This window comes from Pseudoalteromonas sp. 2CM39R, assembly GCF_023161845.1.
The window spans coordinates 25,153-43,651 of record NZ_JALNTM010000004.1; the positions used below are offsets into that span (position 1 = coordinate 25,153).

Sequence of the window (18,499 nt, forward strand, 5' to 3'; positions counted from 1 at the left end):
TAAAGATTAACTATGGATTTAATTAGAATTTCAAAAGCACAATTAGCTTACGGTACACACCCATTACTTGATAATGCAGATGCAGTAATCGAAAGTGGCGAACGTGTGTGTATTGTAGGTCGCAATGGTGCAGGTAAATCAACGCTTTTAAAAGTACTCGACGGTCAACTAATACTTGATGATGGCGAAATAAACCAAGTTGGTAGTTTAAAAATATCGCGTTTAGAGCAAGATCCACCTAAAGGGGCAAGTGGCACTGTATTTGATTATGTTGCCCAAGGTATGCCCGAAATTGCTAACTTACTTATTGACTTTCATCATGTAAGCACACAATTGCAAACAGATTGCACTGATCAACTATTAAATAAATTAGAGCGTTTATCTAATAAATTAGAGGCGGCAGATGGCTGGCGTTTTGATAGCCGAATTCAACTTGTACTTACTCAATTAGAGCTAACTCCTGATGCGAAACTTGAGTCGCTTTCTGGTGGTTGGTTACGTAAAGTTGCATTAGCGCGTGCTTTAGTGAGTGAGCCTGATTTATTACTGCTCGATGAGCCTACTAACCACTTGGATATGACAAGTGTAATGTGGTTAGAGCAATTCCTAAAAGAATTTAAAGGCGGTATTGTATTTATATCGCATGACCGTGCTTTTATTCGAGCTGTTGCTACACGTATTTTAGATTTAGATCGCGGTAAACTAATTTCTTATCCTGGTGATTATGCAACTTACTTAGAACAAAAAGCGCATGATTTAAAAGTAGAAGAAACACAAAATGCATTGTTTGATAAACGCTTAGCGGAAGAAGAAGCATGGATCCGCCAAGGTGTTAAAGCCCGTCGAACCCGTAATGAAGGCCGTGTTCGTGAGCTGAAACAATTACGTAATGAACGTAAACAACGTGTGGAACAAGTAGGTAAAACTGATTTCAATATCGAAACAGCGGATCGTTCAGGTAAACTAGTATTTGAAGCTAAACACCTAAATCATGCATTTAAAGACAAAGTGATAGCTGATGATTTCTCTACCTTAGTGATGCGTGGCGATCGTATTGGTTTGGTGGGGCCTAATGGTATTGGTAAAACAACGCTATTAAAATTGTTGTTTGGTGATTTAAAAGCAGACAGTGGTGAAATAAAGCAAGGTGTTAACTTAGAGTTTGCATATTTCGATCAGTACCGTGAGAAGCTTGATGAAGAAGCGACCGTTCAAGATAACGTTGCTGAAGGTAAGCAAGAAGTGATGATGGGCGGACGCTCACGTCACGTGTTAGGCTATTTACAAGACTTTTTATTTCCGCCAGCACGTGCTCGTACACCGGTAAAAGCACTTTCAGGTGGTGAGAAAAACAGATTGTTATTAGCCAAGTTATTTTTGAAACCTTCAAATATATTAGTGCTCGATGAGCCTACCAATGACTTAGATATAGAAACATTAGAGCTCCTTGAGGATATTATTAACCAATATCAAGGTACTGTGCTTATAGTAAGCCACGACCGAGAGTTTATTGATAATACCTGTTCGAGTGTTTGGGCATTTGAAGGTAACGGCAAAGTCACTGATATAGTTGGTGGCTACAGTGATTATGAAGCGTATACCAACTATTTGGCGGAGCAGCACAAAGAGTTGCAAAAGCAGCCAGTCAAAAAAGTTGAAAAAACAGAGCCAACGCCAGTTAAAAGCAATAACAAAGCAAATAAACTCTCTTACAAATTAAAACTTGAACTAGAGCAACTACCTAATAAAATGGAGCAACTTGAAGCTGAACTTGAAAAACAACAAGAACGAGTAAGTCATGAAGATTTTTTCAAGCAAGACAGTGATATAACAGCCAAGGAATTGAACCATTTAGCCCAACTCGAGTCTGACCTTGAAGCCGCTTTTGAGCGTTGGGAAGAACTTGAAGAATTAAAGAATCAGTAGTAAGGAATAAAATGAAATATAAATTACTCGCGGCCAGTGTTTTAGCCACACTGAGTACATCAGCATTAAGTGCAACGTACCAGTTAACCGAATTAGGTGACTTTGAAGCTGCCAAACATACTTATGTTACTGATGTGAGTGAAAACGGCCATATTATAGGTCAAGCTAACGGATTGTTTAACCTACCTATTGATATTAGTTATATCGACTTTACAGATAATATAATAAAGAGCGCATACGACACCGAAGTTAAAAGGTTTGAAAACATTGATAAAGAAATAACCTTTACCCTCGATGATATAGAAAATAATGATGCTGTTTACACTAATGCTGACGCACATACTTTTATGGTTGGCTTTCTATCTTCTCGGTCTGAAGATTTTGAATATCAAAAAATCAGTTCGCTTATTGCTACAAGCTATAATAACGGTTTAATAACTGAGCAGTCTCTTTTCGATGAATCTTCACTTGATTATGATGGGCTAACTCGATCAGTAAGTAACTTTTATACAGGTGTAGCGCAAGACGGTACTACGGTTGGTTGGGGAAGTGCAGCCTTTGATAAAGTGAGCTTTACACCAGATGGCGAAACTGATGAAGAAACGTGGTTTACTCGTGAGTTTATAGAGCGCGGAATTTTAATCTCTGCTGGTGGTGTTGAAGTGCCGCTTTTACCAGAATTTACTGAACACGGTGGGACTAGTAAAGCATCTGATATTGTTGCCACTGACACTGGTTACATTGTTGTTGGTAATGTATCGGTCAGTATTCCTGCTGAGAGACAAACCACAATTACAGACAATTGTGATGGCCTTGATGAGCCAGTTATGGCTTGTATCGAGTTAATTAATTCTCGAAATACGCGAGGTGTGTTTAATAAAACAGCGGTTAAATGGACTCTAGACAGCACTTATAATGTGACTTCAACAGAGTTGCTAGGTTTAGCGCTTACTCCGGAAGAAGATGAAGACAGAACTCCATTTAATAGTATTGCATTAGCTGTGAATAGTAATGGTATTGCTGTAGGGTCTTCAGATACCCGAGATATTGACAACGATAATAGAATCTACAGTATGCCAACTTATTTTAAAGACGGTGAGGTAGTTGACTTTATAAACCAGCAAGATGATTGGGAAGGAGGTAAAGCATTTGCAATCAATGATAATGACATTATTGCAGGTTATGCTACTAAACGCATTGAAGGCTCTTTAAGAAACAAACTCTTTTACCACGATATAAATACAAACACGACGGTGTTTCCTGAAGATTATTTTATTAGCTCAAGCTCATATGCAAATGATATTAATAATCAAGGTTATATTGTAGGCGAAGGTGATGTTGGTGATACAGCGAGTACAAGGCGTTCAGAAGCGTTTATTTATAAAATTGGTGATGACAAAATCACTAATCTAAATAATCTACTACCATGTTTTGACAGTGATGGTGAAACTAGCTTTAGTTATAAAATGGTAGAGGCGAAATCAATCAACGAAAATAATGAAGTATTTGGTGTGGCAACTAAAACGGTTGAAAAATTAGACTCACTAGGTGAGGTCATAACCGACATAAATGGTAACATTCAATATGAAAGTGTTGCTGTTGCAGTAAAACTTTCACCGATTGCTAATGGTGAAGTTGAAAATTGTAAAGCCCCAGATGCAGAGTTTTATGAACGTAGCTCAGCCAGCTTCTCATGGTTTGGTTTATTACTGCTACCTTTAGTTGGATTAAGACGCGTTTTTCGTTTCTAAGTACTGCTATTCGTTTATAAAAAAACCAACTTGTTAAGTTGGTTTTTTTTTGTCTATAGTAATATTAACAGAAGTACTTGATGAAGTAGTCGCTAGTTATTTCTAGATATCCAAGCTTTTCTTACTGAGCGACGCCAAATTAAATCAATACCAAAATAGCCAATAACACTGGCAATAGATGCGCACACAAGCGAACCCACTAAAAAAGCAGGGCCAATGGTAGTAAGGCTTTCTATAAACCACGCCCAACTAGCCTCAAACGCAAAATGCTGCTCAGGTTGATTTAGTACTAATGTACCAACCAAGTATGAGCCGTAAAAAATAGGTGGCATTGTAAGTGGGTTGGTGATCCACACCAAAGCAACAGAAATAGGCAAATTAACTCTTAAGATTATGGCTGCGGCAGCTGCTAGCACCATTTGAAAAGGAACAGGGATGAATGCAAAAAAAAGTCCAACGGCAAAGGCACCGCGTGCTGAGCGTCGATTTAAATGCCAAAGGTTAGCATCATGTAAAAGACGACCAAATATCCTTAGTGATTTGTGATGTCTAATTTTATTTGGATCAGGTAAAAACCGTTGGATCGTTTTTTTAGCCATTTAAAGCAACCATTTACGTCTGTGTGGATGAGTCTTGGGTTTGTTACCGGTGTCGTTATTACCGTATTTTATTATCAAACCCTTGAGTTTACAGTTATCACAATTTCAATCCTTATTGTGAGCACGTATTTTAAGCCGTTTTTAACTGTATTGTTAGGCTTTATTTGCGGTATTTGCTGTGTAGCCGCACATTTTATCTTGTTTTATTCATTTGAGTTACCTGAACAGCACAAAAAATATGCTTATTCTGTCGGTGTGGTGGTCGAAGAGGTTATCTCTGCTACGCCTCCCCAATATATAAAAGCTAAAATAACCCATTTAGAAGATAGTGAATATAGTCACTTTAGGGCACCTTATGCCTTATTAAGTATCAATTTTGCACAACCAATTAAATCTGGTGATACTTTTAATGCCCAAGTGAGACTGAATAATTATAGAACTATTAAAAATTTTACTGTTTTTGATAATCAGCTTTATGCTTTTACACAAAAGATAGCCTTTAAAGGTACAGTGCTCAATAAGCAGCTTAATATTAAAAGCTCTCAAAAAAATAATACCGTGTCAGCTTATAGAGCCTATGTAAAAAAGCTGGTAAATAATGCTGAGCTTAAATGGCTATATTATACACTTTTAACCGGCGATAAGTCATTGATGACATTCGAGCAAAAGCGATTAATGCAGAGTCTTGGGTTAAGTCACTTATTAGCCATTTCTGGGTTGCATATCTCTTTAGTGTTTGGTTTTTGTTATTTTGTTACACGTTTTTGTCTTAAGTTGGTTAAACCTGAACTAAATCAAGGCATAAATGTTTCTATTGTTTATAGCGCTGTCGGCTTTGTAGTGGCATTCATATATGTTTACTTGAGTGATTTTATCATCTCCGCAACTCGCGCTTTAATTATGCTGGGTTGTTATTTGTTGCTTTATTACTTGGCAAAGCAATCATTGAGATGGCGCAGTATTTTATATGCGTTGGTTATTATTTTAGCGGTTAATCCATTTAGTGTACTAAATCCAGGTCTTTACTTTTCGTTTTTAGCGGTATGTATTATTTTTATGGTTTTAAAGCAGTTTCCACTTCGGGGTCACTCACTACTGGCCAATATGCGAACATTATTTATTATTCAACTGGGATTATTTATTGGCTTATTACCCCTGTCATTATACTTTTTCAATGGCGTGAGTTTAGTGGGTTTAGTTTTAAATCTTGTGGCTATTCCCATTTTATCTTTTGTATTAATGCCTGCTTTATTTTTAAGCGTGTTGCTGGGGTTATTAACCGATTGGCATGCATTTATTGTGTTATATGATTTTCCACTGACCAATTTGTATCAAATGTTGCAGGCAATACCTCAGCAGATACGTTGGCTTAATGTAGGACAGGTAAGTATAACCACCGTGGTGCTGCTTTATAGTGTTGTACCCTTACTTTATTTTATTGAGCTTCGCTTACTAGCCTGCATTCCGATTTTGACTTTGCTTTTTAACTATTACTTTACGCAAACCAGCCTTTGGCAGTTAAACGTATTTGATGTAGGCCACGGTTTAATGGTACTGATAGAAAAAGATAAACATGCGTTTATTTATGATTTTGGCCCGAGTTATTTTAATCGCTTTAGTCGTGTCACTAGTGTTTTACTACCCTATATTAATGCTCATAACCTAACAGTAACTAACTCGATTGTAAGCCATCAAGATAACGACCATGCAGGAGGCGTTGCGCACTTTAAAAAAGCCGGTTATGCATGGAGCTTTGATTATTTTCATCCAAGTGGTGTATATAAAGACTGCATAGCGACAAAAATAGACTTTCAAGGCTTGAGTATTCAAACCTTTTCAAAAGATGAGTTTAATAACCGTAATGATAATTCCTGTGTTGTTAAAGTCTCAAGTGCAAACCATAGTGTGCTTCTCACTGGTGATATATCAAAGGCGAGGGAGTCTAAATTAATTAAACAAGGGCATGATTTACAAAGTACAGTTTTGTTAAGTCCTCATCACGGCAGTGATAGCTCTTCCAGTGTCGAGTTTATCGAGGCCGTAAACCCAACACTTGTGATTCATTCAAGTGCGTATCAAGGCCAGTGGCAATTTCCAAGTAAAGCGGTAGTTAAGCGTTACAATAAAATAAACGCCAAACAATATAGCACCGGTGATGTAGGACAAATTCGGGTTGATTTTTATGCTAAACACTTAGAGCTGAGTACCGCAAGAGGGGCGGAAAGTTATTGGTTTATCAAAGATTGACGTTTTGTTTTGCTGTTGCTAAGGATACAATAGGGGCTGTTACAGGTTTTAGAGAGTGTTATGGAACAAAGTACTACACAAATATATAAACGGCTTGTTTCTTACGTTGGCGCTTATAAGTCGATTGCCATCGTCGCGATTATAGGAATGATAGGTTATTCAGGTATGGATGCATTATTCATTCAACTGATGAAGCCGTTTATCGATGAAGGTTTAAACGAGCGTAACAGCCAGGTACTTACTTATGCGCCATTTGTGGTTATTGCGCTGGTTATCGGGCGTGGCGTATTTAACTTTATGTCATCTTACTGTTTAAGCTATGTAGGCTCACAAGTCGTGAGGGCGCTGCGCCAAGAATTGTTTGAACACATTTTACATTTACCGGTGTCCTTTCACGATAAAAACTCAACCGGCGATTTGATTTCTAAAATTACCTTTGACACCGAGCAAGTTCAACAAGCAATCACCAAAGCACTGCTTATTGTTGTGCGTGAAGGCGCTTTCGTGGTGTTTTTACTCGCTGTGATGTTTTATACCAGTTGGCAGTTGTCGTTAATCTTCTTAGTTATTATCCCGCTTGTGGCTATCATAGTAGCTGTGGTGTCTAAACGCTTTCGTCATATCTCGAAAAATATTCAGTCAGCGATGGGACAAGTTACCCGTAGTTCAGAGCAAATGCTCAGTGGTCACAAAGTGATCCATGGCTTTGGTGGGCAAACACAAGAAATTGATCAATTTTCTAAAATTAATAATCATAACCGCCAACAACGTATCAAGATGGATGCGACTAAAGCGCTAAGTGTCTCTATTATTCAAATTTTGGCTGCCAGTGCTATGGCTGTTATTTTATGGGTTGTGTCGATGCCCTCTATGATAGACAGCATTAGCTCTGGGGATTTTGTCGTACTCATCTCATCGATGATGATGCTACTGCGCCCATTAAAGCAACTTGCCAATGTAAACAGTGACTTACAGCGAGGTATTTCAGCTGCTCAGAGTATTTTTTTAGTGCTAGATGAAGAAATTGAAAAAGACACGGGTACCTTTTCGGTTGATAAGGTAAAAGGGCATATTGAGGTGAAAAATGTGACCTTTAAATACCCAACCAAGGATGAAGCCGTGCTTAACGATTTATCACTGAACATAAAAGCCGGTGAGAGTATTGCCCTTGTTGGCCGCTCTGGCTCGGGTAAATCGACTATTTCTAACTTGTTACCCCGATATTATGACTTAGAAGCGCCAAGCGAAATTTTACTCGATGGCATTGCTCTTAATGAATATAAGCTTACTGATCTTCGCCGTCAATTTGCGTTAGTGTCGCAACAAGTGGTGCTATTTAATGACACGATTGCCAATAATATTTGTTATGGTTTACAACGCGAAATCTCTATTGAAGAGCTTCATGACGTTGCAAAACAAGCCCATGTGTGGGAGTTTGTAAAAGACTTACCTGAGCAACTTAACACTATGGTTGGCGAGAATGGGGTAATGCTTTCAGGCGGGCAACGTCAACGTATTGCGATTGCCCGTGCTATTTTAAAAGACGCGCCTATTTTAATTTTAGATGAAGCGACCTCGGCCTTGGATACTGAGTCTGAAAAGCTTATCCAACATGCTCTTGATATATTAATGAAAGACAAAACCTCCATTGTTATCGCTCATAGGCTATCGACTATTGAAAATAGTGACCGTATCTATGTGATTGATAACGGTAAAGTGATAGAAAGTGGTACGCATACTGAATTACTGACTAACGATGGTACCTACTCAGCTCTTTGTAAAATGCAGTTTGGTGAGCAGGGGTGAGTAAAATAGAGCAAAGCTGGTACAAACCTTTTAGCTTAATTACCTTATTGTTATTACCACTGTCCGCTATTTTTGGCTGTGTTGCTCTAGTGCGCAAATACTGCTACGAAGTGGGTGTTTTTAAGCCATTTGTTAGTAATACTCCAGTAATTGTTGTTGGCAATATAAGTGTTGGCGGCAATGGTAAGACTCCATTTGTATTGTGGCTACATGATTACTTAACCGCTCAAGGCTTATCTGTTGGTTTAATTAGTCGCGGCTATGGTGGGCAAGCAGCCCATTACCCATTATTAGTAACTGCCAATACGACGACTTTAGAAGCAGGGGATGAGCCGGTACTTTTATTTAACCGTTTACGATGTCCGTTAGTTGTGGGGCCAAATAGACAGCAGAATATAGAAATGCTCAATCATCAGTTTCAGCTTGATGTAATTATTTCTGATGATGGCATGCAACACTACAAAATGGCACGCAGTATTGAATGTTGTATTGTTGATAGCGAAAGAAAATTTGGTAATGGTTTTTTAATGCCAGCAGGACCACTTCGCGAAACGGTTTCTCGTTTAAACAGTGTTGATTTAGTCATTGAAAATGGTTCTGAACATGAATTTAGCTATCGCTTGCAGCCATCAATTATTAAACGTGTTGCTGATAATACTGAGATAACAACGGCTATAGAAACAGCGCATGCTGTAAGTGCAATCGGTAACCCTCAGCGCTTTGAAGCATCATTAAAAGCACAAGGTATAGCGTTGTTATCAACACATCATTTTCGCGACCATTATGCTTATACCGCCAATGACTTTGCTCAATTTGGTGAGGACTGTGTATTAATGACAGAAAAAGATGCGGTTAAGTGTCGTGACTTTGCTAAGCCAAATTGGTATTACTTGCCGGTTGACGCTCAACCAACTGCAGCAGTAATAAACACATTAAATTTATTATTAAAAGAAAAAGGGATCCACCATGGCCTTTGATACAAAATTACTCGAAATTATTGCTTGCCCTGTGTGTAAAGGTAAGTTGCGCTTTGATAAAGAAAACCAAGAGCTGATCAGCACAGCAGCAAAACTAGCTTACCCGGTACGTGATGACATTCCTGTACTACTTGAAAATGAAGCCCGTGAATTGACCCTTGAAGAGGTAGAAAAGTGGAATTCGTAGTTGTTATCCCTGCGCGTTACGCTTCTACTCGTTTACCAGGTAAACCACTTGCTGATATTTGTGGCAAACCAATGATACAGCATGTGTATGAAAAAGCCTGTTTGTCAGGAGCCAGCAAGGTGGTTATTGCTACCGACCATCAAAGAGTGTTTGATGCTGCTAAACGTTTTACTAGTAATGTTTTGATGACACGTGAAGATCACCAATCAGGCACAGAGCGCTTAGCCGAAGTAGTGGATTTACTTAATTTAGCCGATGATACTATCGTGGTAAATGTACAAGGTGATGAACCTTTGCTGTCGCCTGATAACGTATCACAAGTGGCAACATTATTAGCGCAATCAACGGCACCAATGGCAACCTTAAGCGTTGCTATTGAAGAGCGTGATGAAGTGTTTAATCCTAATGCGGTTAAAGTTGTCAGTGATATCAATAAAAATGCTTTGTACTTTTCAAGAGCGAGTATCCCATTTGATAGAAGCGCCATGATGGCTGAGCAGCAACCACTTAATTTAGCGCCTTTTCAACGCCATGTGGGTATTTACGCGTATCGCGCAGGGTTTATAAAGCAATATATTGAATTAAGTGTTTCGCCATTAGAAGTTTTAGAATCACTAGAGCAGCTAAGGGTGCTATACCATGGTTATGCAATTAAAATAGAACAAGCTTTAGTGACCCCTCATGCAGGAGTAGATACACCAGAGGATTTAGCTAAAGTGGTTGCCCATATTCAAAGTAAAAGCGCGTGAATATAGCACAAACGCCTATATTAAAAGTGCAATATACGCATGATGATTTTTACATCATAAATAAACCTCATGGGCTTAATTTTCATTCTGAAGAAGGCCCCGGTTTTGTGGTACTAGCTGAGCAACAGTTAAATGAAAAACTATTTGCGGTACACCGTTTAGATAAGGTCACTTCAGGCTTGATTATACTCGCACGAAGCAAAGCGGCAGCAGCAGAATTTACGAAGTTATTTGCCCAGCATGCGATTAATAAGTTTTATCTAGCGGTTAGTGATACCAAGCCTAAAAAAAAGCAAGGCTGGGTTAAAGGTGACATGGCAAAATCTCGTCGAGGCACATATAAATTATTAAACTCACAGAGTAACCCCGCTATTACACGTTTTTATTCGTTTAGCTTTAAAAGCGGATTTAGAGCTTACTTATTGAAACCATATTCAGGAAAAACTCACCAGCTTAGGGTGGCATTAAAGAGTATAAGTGCCGCTATATTAGGCGATGCTAGTTATTCTGGGAGTGCCGCTGATCGTACCTATTTGCATGCATTTGCGCTGGACTTTGAGTGGGCTGGGGAACAAATACAACAGACTCTGTTGCCAGAGTGTGGAGTTGAATATGCGCAATTAATAAAACATCAAGATTTTGATTCTTGGCAAACGCCGTGGAAATTGGACTGGTAAATGAGTGAACAAGTAACTGATATCCGCTTTGGTGGTATTAAACGACTATATGGTCAACAGCAATTTGAATGGTTACAACAGGCACATTTCTGTGTTGTTGGTATAGGTGGCGTTGGCAGTTGGACTGCAGAAGCATTAGCGCGCACCGGCGTGGGCAAAATTACTCTAATAGATTTAGATGATATATGCGCAACCAATGTTAATCGTCAAATTCATGCGTTAACAGGCACGATTGGGGAAGCAAAAGTGGATGCCATGAAGGCGCGCTGCGAGCTTATCAACCCTGAGTGTATAGTTAATGTTATTGACGATTTTATAACACTAGATAATATTCAAGAGCATATTCAAGGTTTTGATTATGTTATTGACTGCATTGATGCGGTAAAAGAAAAAGCGGCGTTAATCGCGCACTGTAAGCGTAATAAAATGCCTATAATTACCACGGGCGGTGCAGGTGGGCAAACTGATCCAAGTCAAATTACATTTGGAGATGTGGCAAAAACGACTCAAGATCCATTGCTTGCAAAGGTGCGCTATATTTTGCGTAAGCAGTATAATTTCAGCTCTAATCCAAAACGTAAATTTAATATTGACTGTGTGTATTCAACAGAGCAGCTTGTTTATCCCGGTAGTGATGGCAGTGTGTGCCATGCGAAACAAAATGCAGATGGTAGTATGAATATGGATTGTAATAATGGCTTTGGTTCGGTGACGATGATCACCGGTAGTTTTGGTTTTTTTGTTGCCGCTAAAGCAGTAAGAAAATATTTAGATAAGTGTACACGCTTGAACATTTAATTACAGATTACACATCATATTGTTAAAAAAGCGCTTAACGCGCTTTTTGTTTAGCTAAAGTTTGTATTTTTTCCACCATAGCTTTTATCCCATTGCCGCGAGAAGCGCTTAAGTGGCTAATTAAGCCGAGCTTTTCAAATTCTTCATAGGCATTAACGCTTAATACCTCTTCAGGTGTCAAACCGTTATACAGCGCTAAAATTAACGCTAATAATCCTTTTACTATTCGCGTATCAGAATCACCAATTACAACCAATGCATTTTCTGTCAAATCAAACTCAACAAACATCCATACTTTACTTTCACAGCCTTGGACTAGCGCATCATCTGTTTTTAGTATATCGACTAACGGCGGTAGTGTTTTGCCAAGTAACATAATTTCACGGTATTTCTGTTGCCAGCTTGCACTGTTTTCAATGTTTTTACTTACCAGTTGATATGTGTGAGTCATTATTTATCCAAATTAGTCTAATAAAGCGATGCATTCTTTAAGCGCAGTAATAAATTGGTCTACATCTTTAGTCGTATTATAAAAAGCAAAACTCGCTCTGAGTGAGCCATTTAGTTTCAAATGGGTCATCAACGGTTGGGTACAATGATGACCACTTCGCACTGCAACACCATAGCCGTCAAGTAAAGTTGCCAGATCGTACGGATGTTCATTTTTATAATTAAAGCACAATGTACCAATGTTCGATTTTAGGTCGCTATAAATACTAATACCGTCTATTTGATTCAGTGCGTTCGCTGCATAAATAAACAACTGTTGTTCATATTGCTTTAATGTTTGCTGATCAAGTGCCATTAAATACTCAAGCGCCGCACCAAAGCCTAAAACACCGGCTATATTTGGCGTCCCAGCTTCAAATTTAGCGGGAGCGTCACGATAAGTGCTTTGCGTTAGGGTCACTTTTTCAATCATTTCACCACCTGTTTGATAAGGCAATAATGCATTTAACGCACTATAGCGGCCATACAAACCGCCTAATCCAGTTGGCCCCAGCATTTTGTGAGCTGAGAACACGTAGAAATCACAATTAAGCTTGATTAAATTAGGTCTTAAATGAAGGGCGCCTTGTGCGCCGTCGACTAAAGTTAACGCATCTACTGCCTTCGCAGCGGTTATCAGCGGAGTTAAATCGGTAATATTGCCCAGCGCATTAGAGGCGTGAGTGATTGCAAGAAGTGCAGGTTTGGTGTGTTTAATCACGTCACAGCACTGTTTGATATCAAAAGTGGCATTGTCATTAAGTGGCAACGCTTTTAACGTTGCACCAGTGTATGCCGCGAGTTCTTGCCACGGCACAATATTCGCGTGATGCTCGATTGGGCTAATTAAAATGGTGTCGTCTGTTGTTAATGTATTTCTTAGGCCATGTGCAACTAAGTTAATCGCCTCAGTAGCGCCTTTAGTCCAGACAATTTCATTACCGCTTACCTGAAAGTAATCAGCAACGCGATGACGTACTTGCTCATAAGCCGCTGTAGCTTGCTCACTCAGTGTATGACGACCGCGGTGAACATTTGCATTCTGTGATGTGTAAAACTGTGTGGTGACGTCAATCACACATTGTGGCTTTTGTGTTGTTGCAGCTGAGTCTAAATAAACCAAAGGATTGCCATTGATTGTCTGATTTAGAGTAGGGAAATCATTACGGATTTTTTTAGGATCAAACGAGGACACAGACATAGGCTCATAAAGTTAATCAATTCGGGCAGGAATTGTAATCTGTTTAAGATAATTCTCAAGTAGCATGTAATAAAAAAGGCCGCAGAAGCGGCCTTTTAAAACTAACTTTAAAGCTTAGCGCTTGTCTGTAGCTTTATAATCACGTGTTGTTTCACCTGTGTAAAGCTGACGTGGACGGCTGATCTTGTGACCAGGCTGAGAAAGCATCTCGTCCCAGTGTGAGATCCAACCTACAGTACGTGCCATTGCAAAAATTACAGTGAACATACTTGTAGGAATACCAATCGCTTTTAAGATAATACCTGAGTAGAAATCTACGTTAGGGTAAAGTTTCTTCTCAACAAAGTACGGGTCTTCAAGTGCAATTTGCTCAAGTTTCATTGCAATATCAAGCAATGGATCTTGAATATTAAGCTCAGCTAAAACTTCATGACATGTTTGACGCATTACTGTTGCGCGTGGGTCGAAGTTTTTGTAAACACGGTGACCAAAGCCCATAAGACGGAAAGGGTCCGCTTTATCTTTTGCTTTTGCTACATATTCGTCGATGCGATCAACTGAACCAATTTCTTCTAACATGTTTAAACATGCTTCGTTAGCGCCGCCGTGAGCAGGGCCCCAAAGTGATGCAATACCCGCAGCAATACATGCATAAGGGTTAGCACCAGAAGAACCAGCTAAACGAACAGTTGACGTTGAAGCATTCTGTTCGTGGTCAGCATGAAGCATAAAGATTTTATCCATTGCTTTAGCTGTTACTGGGTTCACTTTGTATTCTTCAGCAGGTACAGAGAACATCATGTGTAAGAAGTTTTCTGCATAGCTTAAATCATTGCGTGGATATACAAACGGTTGACCGATGTTTGTTTTGTATGCCATTGCCGCAATTGTTGGTAATTTAGCAACTAATTTAATAGCGCTTGTCTTACGTTGAACTGCATCAGTGATATCAAGATCTTCATGGTAAAAAGAAGATAATGCACCAACCACACCACATAGCATTGCCATTGGGTGTGCATCAAAACGGAAACCTTGGAAGAAGTTTGCGATTTTTTCATCTAGCATTGTGCTACGAGTGATTTTTGTAGCAAAATCATCGTATTGCTCTTTAGTTGGTAACTCACCGTTTAATAGTAAGTAACATAACTCAACGTAGTTAGAGCTCTCTGCTAACTGCTCGATCGGGTAACCACGGTGTAATAAAACACCTTTACCACCATCGATGTAAGTGATTGTAGATTCACAAGAACCAGTCGACATGAAACCTGGGTCATAAGTAAAGTGACCATGTGAGCCGAGTGTACGTACATCAATTACATCTTGGCCAGCAGTACCTTGATAAATTGGAAGTTCGATTGGATCTAGCCCATCAATATGGACTGTGGCTTTCTTATCTGCCATCTATGTATCTCCTATTAAGATAACTATTCTGATTTTTATATTCTAAAATCTATTCTAAGCACATCTTTACATTTTAACGTGAAAGAGGGGTATAAAGTCAATTTTTATAAGTATTATGCACATATGTATAATAAATATTCGGTATAGATTGAATATTATACCATTGGCTAATTCGCAAACGACTCAAAGTAAACAAGAATTGTAAAAGAGTCTCCGGCTATATATACTAACGGAGGTTTTTAACCGATTTGTATTTGGGTAAACTTTTTTTTACATAATATTTTTCATAAAAAGTGAACTTTATTAGTATTAATACGTTTATTTTGATAGTTCCACCAGAAACATTTGGTGGGTTTTAGAAAAACAAGTAGATGAGCCCCACTGCGGGCAAGATGGGCAAGTAACTGTGAAAAAGCAAAGACCTGTAAATCTAGATCTAACAACTATATCTATGCCGGCAACGGCTAAAGCTTCAATTTTTCACCGCGTCACCGGTGTTGCATTATTTTTTGCTTTAACGTTTGTCATTTGGGCTTGGTCAGAGTCTCTTTCTTCAGCTGAAGGTTTTGAATTCGTCAAGGGTCTGTTTAACGGATTCATTGCCAAATTTATAGCTTGGGGCACCCTTTCTGTATTGGGTTATCACCTTATCGGTGGTATCCGTCACATCATTATGGATATGGGGCATTGGGAAGAACTTGAATCAGGCAACACTAGCGCTAAAATTGCAATGGCACTTGGCGTTGTGTTTGCTGTATTGGCAGGGGTGTGGATATGGTCTTAAATCAAGCAACTCTTAAACGTGATGGCGTACAAGATTTTGTATCTCTACGCACAACGGCATTAATAATCAGTGCATATGCAATTTTTATTATTGGCTATTTTTTAGCAATGCCAGAAGTCACATATGACGCCTGGACAGGCCTATTCTCTAACCTAGCAATGAAAGGGGCGACATTAATCACCCTAGTTTGCATTATGGTTCATACCCGTATCGGCCTTTGGCAGGTTCTAACCGACTATGTAAAGGGCGCTAAATTGCGTGCTTTCTTAGGCTTTGTACTAAACCTAATGGCTGTTGCTTACGTAGCTGTAGGTTTAATCGTTTTATGGGGTGTTTAAGTGAAATATTCTGTTCGTGAATTTGACGCCGTAGTAATTGGTGCCGGTGGTGCAGGTATGCGCGCTGCTCTTGCTATTACTGAATCTGGCAAAACATGTGCACTAATCTCTAAAGTTTTTCCGACACGCTCACATACTGTATCTGCTCAAGGTGGTATTACAGTAGCGCTAGGTAATTCGCATGAAGATAACTGGGAATGGCATATGTATGATACCGTTAAAGGTTCCGATTTTATCGGTGACCAAGACGCTATCGAATACATGTGTAATACAGGCCCAGAAGCTATTACTGAATTAGAAAACATGGGCTTACCATTTTCTCGTTTTGAAAATGGCCGTGTTTACCAACGTCCTTTCGGTGGTCAATCGAAAAACTTTGGTGGTGAACAAGCTGCACGTACCGCAGCAGCTGCTGACCGTACTGGTCACGCATTATTACACCTTCTTTATCAACAAAACGTTAAAAATAAAACAAATGTATTTTCTGAATGGTATGCACTTGATTTAGTTAAAAACGATAATGGCGATGTAGTAGGTTGTACAGCGATTGAAATTGAAACAGGTGAAATCACTTTCTTCAAATCAAAAGCAGTTGTGTTAGCTACTGGTGGTGCAGGTCGTATCTTCGCATCAACAACTAATGCTCACATTAACACTGGTGACGGTGTTGGTATGGCGACTCGTGCTGGTATTTCTATGCAAGACATGGAAATGTGGCAATTCCATCCGACAGGTATTGCAGGTGCTGGTACGCTAGTAACTGAAGGTTGTCGTGGTGAAGGTGGTTATCTTTTAAATAAAGATGGCGAACGCTTCATGGAACGCTATGCACCAAACGCTAAAGATTTAGCATCTCGTGACGTTGTTGCCCGTTCAATGATGACAGAGATTCGTGAAGGTCGTGGTTGTGATGGTCCTTGGGGTCCTCACCTTAAGTTGAAACTTGACCACTTAGGCGAAGAAACGCTTAACTTACGTCTTCCAGGTGTATGCGACCTTGCTAAAACATTTGCTCACGTTGATCCTGCAAAAGAACCAATTCCAGTTATCCCAACATGTCACTACATGATGGGTGGTGTGCCAACTAACGTAAATGGTCAAGTACTTAATATCGATGCCGCTGGTAACGAAAAAGTAGTACAAGGTTTATTTGCTGTTGGTGAGATTGCATGTGTATCTGTTCACGGTGCTAACCGCTTAGGTGGTAACTCATTACTTGATTTAGTTGTATTTGGCCGTGCTGCTGGTAATTTCTTAGGTAAATACCTAAATGACGTTGAAATTTCTAAAGCGGCTTCTGAGTCTGATTTAGAAGCGTCTTTAGCTCGCTTTAATCGTTGGGAAAGCTCAACAGTTGGTCAAGGCGAAGACCCAGTACAAATCAAGAAAGACCTACAACAGTGTATGCAGCTTAACTTCTCGGTATTCCGTGAAGGTGACTCAATGGCAACTGGTCTTACTGAGCTTAAAGAAATTCGTGAACGCTTACAGCATGCACGTCTTGATGATAAATCATCAGACTTCAACACCATGCGTATTGAATGTTTAGAATTAGACAACTTAATGGAAACAGCTTACTCAACTGCAGTAGCTGCAAACTTCCGTACTGAAAGCCGTGGTGCACACTCTCGCTTTGACTTCCCAGATCGTGATGACGAAAACTGGTTATGTCACTCAGTATTTAATCCGGTAACGGATGAAATGAGCAAGCGTAAAGTAAACTACGAGCCTAAGCTACGTGAAGCATTCCCACCTAAAGCACGTACCTACTAGGAGCGAGACGATGGCACAAGTACAATTTTCAGTTTATCGTTACAATCCGGATGTTGACAACGCACCTCGTATGCAAGAATACACTTTGCAAACTGAGGAAGGCCAAGACATGATGGTATTGGATGCACTTTTATTATTAAAAGAGCAAGATCCTACATTATCATTCCGTCGTTCATGCCGTGAAGGCGTGTGTGGTTCAGACGGTGTAAACATGAATGGTAAGAACGGCTTAGCATGTATTACTCCTTTATCTACGCTACAAAAAAATGGCAAAGGTAAAATCGTAGTACGTCCATTACCGGGACTTCCTGTTGTTCGTGACCTTGTTATTGACATGAGTCAGTTCTACACTCAATACGAAAAAGTAAAACCGTATCTAATAAATGACGAGCCTGCTGCAGGCGAACGTCTTCAATCTATTGAAGAGCGTGATAAATTAGATGGGCTTTATGAGTGTATTTTATGTGCATGTTGTTCTACATCGTGTCCTTCTTTCTGGTGGAATCCAGATAAGTTTATAGGTCCAGCAGGCCTTCTTCATGCTTACCGTTTCTTAGCTGATAGCCGAGATACTGCAACAGAAGAGCGTTTAGCTGACTTAGACGATGCATTCAGTGTGTTCCGTTGCCACAGTATCATGAACTGTGTTAGCGTTTGTCCTAAGGGTCTTAACCCGACTAAAGCAATTGGGCAAATAAAATCTATGTTATTAAACCGCTCGGTTTAATTTCTAGTAGACGAAAGATGGCTAATATTTATTAGCCATCTTGTTATATAACTATTAATTTCTGCGCTA

At 39.4% G+C, this 18,499-nt stretch carries 17 protein-coding genes; 13 read left to right on the forward strand and 4 right to left on the reverse strand.

The features are described from left to right. Positions 1–12: 12 nt before the first annotated feature. Both MTF66_RS10475 and MTF66_RS10480 read left to right on the forward strand, forming a co-directional pair. Positions 13–1,926, forward strand: coding sequence for an ABC transporter ATP-binding protein (locus MTF66_RS10475; RefSeq protein ID WP_138622867.1), 1,914 nt, complete (start codon positions 13–15; stop codon positions 1,924–1,926). Positions 1,927–1,937: 11 nt separating this feature from the next. Further along, positions 1,938–3,677, forward strand: a complete 1,740-nt coding sequence (locus MTF66_RS10480; RefSeq protein WP_054201006.1) for a DUF3466 family protein — start codon at positions 1,938–1,940, stop codon at positions 3,675–3,677. Between the two features lie 92 nt (positions 3,678–3,769). On the opposite strand, the gene MTF66_RS10485 is transcribed toward MTF66_RS10480, so the two are convergent. Next, a complete protein-coding gene (locus tag MTF66_RS10485; protein WP_010390140.1) occupies positions 3,770–4,276 on the reverse strand; it encodes a DUF2062 domain-containing protein in 507 nt (168 codons plus the stop codon). Between MTF66_RS10485 and MTF66_RS10490 the strand changes: the two genes are divergently transcribed. Genes MTF66_RS10490 through tcdA form a run of 7 tightly spaced genes read left to right on the forward strand, consistent with a single transcriptional unit; the run spans position 4,256 to position 11,717 of the window. Next, entirely contained in the window at positions 4,256–6,523 is a 2,268-nt protein-coding gene (locus MTF66_RS10490; RefSeq protein WP_248527207.1) for a DNA internalization-related competence protein ComEC/Rec2, read from the forward strand. The two genes, MTF66_RS10485 and MTF66_RS10490, sit on opposite strands and share 21 nt — an antisense overlap. 60 nt (positions 6,524–6,583) lie before the next feature. Further along, entirely contained in the window at positions 6,584–8,329 is a 1,746-nt protein-coding gene (msbA, locus tag MTF66_RS10495) for a lipid A export permease/ATP-binding protein MsbA (protein WP_138622863.1), read from the forward strand. After that, positions 8,326–9,306 carry a tetraacyldisaccharide 4'-kinase gene (gene lpxK / locus MTF66_RS10500; protein ID WP_138622861.1) on the forward strand — a complete coding sequence of 327 codons (981 nt, stop codon included), beginning with the start codon at positions 8,326–8,328 and terminating at the stop codon, positions 9,304–9,306. Before msbA ends, lpxK begins: the two co-directional genes overlap by 4 nt. Next, complete coding sequence (locus tag MTF66_RS10505) at positions 9,296–9,493, forward strand: Trm112 family protein (RefSeq protein ID WP_010390133.1); 198 nt, start codon at positions 9,296–9,298, stop codon at positions 9,491–9,493. The genes lpxK and MTF66_RS10505 overlap by 11 nt, the downstream gene beginning before the upstream one ends. Next, on the forward strand, positions 9,481–10,242 hold the full coding sequence (gene kdsB, locus MTF66_RS10510) for a 3-deoxy-manno-octulosonate cytidylyltransferase (RefSeq protein ID WP_138622859.1): 762 nt from the start codon (positions 9,481–9,483) through the stop codon (positions 10,240–10,242). The genes MTF66_RS10505 and kdsB overlap by 13 nt, the downstream gene beginning before the upstream one ends. Next, on the forward strand, positions 10,239–10,919 hold the full coding sequence (locus MTF66_RS10515) for a TIGR01621 family pseudouridine synthase (RefSeq protein ID WP_138622857.1): 681 nt from the start codon (positions 10,239–10,241) through the stop codon (positions 10,917–10,919). The genes kdsB and MTF66_RS10515 overlap by 4 nt, the downstream gene beginning before the upstream one ends. After that, a complete protein-coding gene (gene tcdA / locus MTF66_RS10520) occupies positions 10,920–11,717 on the forward strand; it encodes a tRNA cyclic N6-threonylcarbamoyladenosine(37) synthase TcdA (RefSeq protein WP_138622855.1) in 798 nt (265 codons plus the stop codon). It begins immediately after the preceding gene. Positions 11,718–11,751: 34 nt separating this feature from the next. Here the strand turns inward: tcdA and MTF66_RS10525 are convergent, their stop codons facing one another. The 3 genes from MTF66_RS10525 to MTF66_RS10535 form a co-directional block, all read right to left on the reverse strand. Beyond that, positions 11,752–12,168: a SufE family protein gene (locus MTF66_RS10525; protein ID WP_138622853.1), complete on the reverse strand. Its 417-nt coding sequence runs from the start codon at positions 12,166–12,168 to the stop codon at positions 11,752–11,754. 12 nt (positions 12,169–12,180) lie between these two features. Then, positions 12,181–13,407, reverse strand: coding sequence for an aminotransferase class V-fold PLP-dependent enzyme (locus tag MTF66_RS10530; RefSeq protein WP_138622851.1), 1,227 nt, complete (start codon positions 13,405–13,407; stop codon positions 12,181–12,183). Positions 13,408–13,521: 114 nt separating this feature from the next. After that, the gene (locus MTF66_RS10535; RefSeq protein ID WP_010390127.1) at positions 13,522–14,808 is read right to left on the reverse strand and encodes a citrate synthase; all 1,287 of its coding nucleotides are present in this window, start codon (positions 14,806–14,808) and stop codon (positions 13,522–13,524) included. 406 nt (positions 14,809–15,214) lie between these two features. On the opposite strand from MTF66_RS10535, the gene sdhC reads away from it, so the two are divergent. The 4 genes from sdhC to MTF66_RS10555 are packed head-to-tail and all read left to right on the forward strand — an operon-like array spanning position 15,215 to position 18,430. Further along, positions 15,215–15,592: a succinate dehydrogenase, cytochrome b556 subunit gene (sdhC, locus tag MTF66_RS10540; RefSeq protein WP_010390126.1), complete on the forward strand. Its 378-nt coding sequence runs from the start codon at positions 15,215–15,217 to the stop codon at positions 15,590–15,592. Continuing rightward, positions 15,583–15,930, forward strand: a complete 348-nt coding sequence (gene sdhD, locus MTF66_RS10545) for a succinate dehydrogenase, hydrophobic membrane anchor protein (RefSeq protein WP_055012091.1) — start codon at positions 15,583–15,585, stop codon at positions 15,928–15,930. The genes sdhC and sdhD overlap by 10 nt, the downstream gene beginning before the upstream one ends. After that, entirely contained in the window at positions 15,931–17,703 is a 1,773-nt protein-coding gene (gene sdhA / locus MTF66_RS10550) for a succinate dehydrogenase flavoprotein subunit (RefSeq protein ID WP_008112088.1), read from the forward strand. It abuts the gene before it with no gap. A gap of 10 nt (positions 17,704–17,713) precedes the next feature. Continuing rightward, on the forward strand, positions 17,714–18,430 hold the full coding sequence (locus MTF66_RS10555; RefSeq protein ID WP_010390121.1) for a succinate dehydrogenase iron-sulfur subunit: 717 nt from the start codon (positions 17,714–17,716) through the stop codon (positions 18,428–18,430). Positions 18,431–18,499: the final 69 nt, after the last annotated feature.

Excerpts from the sequence above, each read along its gene's own strand:
- MTF66_RS10475 (WP_138622867.1), top strand. The coding sequence starts at position 13 with ATGGATTTAATTAGAATTTCAAAAGCACAATTAGCTTACGGTACACAC.
- MTF66_RS10480 (WP_054201006.1), top strand. The coding sequence starts at position 1,938 with ATGAAATATAAATTACTCGCGGCCAGTGTTTTAGCCACACTGAGTACA.
- MTF66_RS10485 (WP_010390140.1), bottom strand. The coding sequence starts at position 4,276 with ATGGCTAAAAAAACGATCCAACGGTTTTTACCTGATCCAAATAAAATT.
- msbA (WP_138622863.1), top strand. The coding sequence starts at position 6,584 with ATGGAACAAAGTACTACACAAATATATAAACGGCTTGTTTCTTACGTT.
- MTF66_RS10505 (WP_010390133.1), top strand. The coding sequence starts at position 9,296 with ATGGCCTTTGATACAAAATTACTCGAAATTATTGCTTGCCCTGTGTGT.
- tcdA (WP_138622855.1), top strand. The coding sequence starts at position 10,920 with ATGAGTGAACAAGTAACTGATATCCGCTTTGGTGGTATTAAACGACTA.
- MTF66_RS10525 (WP_138622853.1), bottom strand. The coding sequence starts at position 12,168 with ATGACTCACACATATCAACTGGTAAGTAAAAACATTGAAAACAGTGCA.
- MTF66_RS10530 (WP_138622851.1), bottom strand. The coding sequence starts at position 13,407 with ATGTCTGTGTCCTCGTTTGATCCTAAAAAAATCCGTAATGATTTCCCT.
- MTF66_RS10535 (WP_010390127.1), bottom strand. The coding sequence starts at position 14,808 with ATGGCAGATAAGAAAGCCACAGTCCATATTGATGGGCTAGATCCAATC.
- sdhD (WP_055012091.1), top strand. The coding sequence starts at position 15,583 with ATGGTCTTAAATCAAGCAACTCTTAAACGTGATGGCGTACAAGATTTT.
- MTF66_RS10555 (WP_010390121.1), top strand. The coding sequence starts at position 17,714 with ATGGCACAAGTACAATTTTCAGTTTATCGTTACAATCCGGATGTTGAC.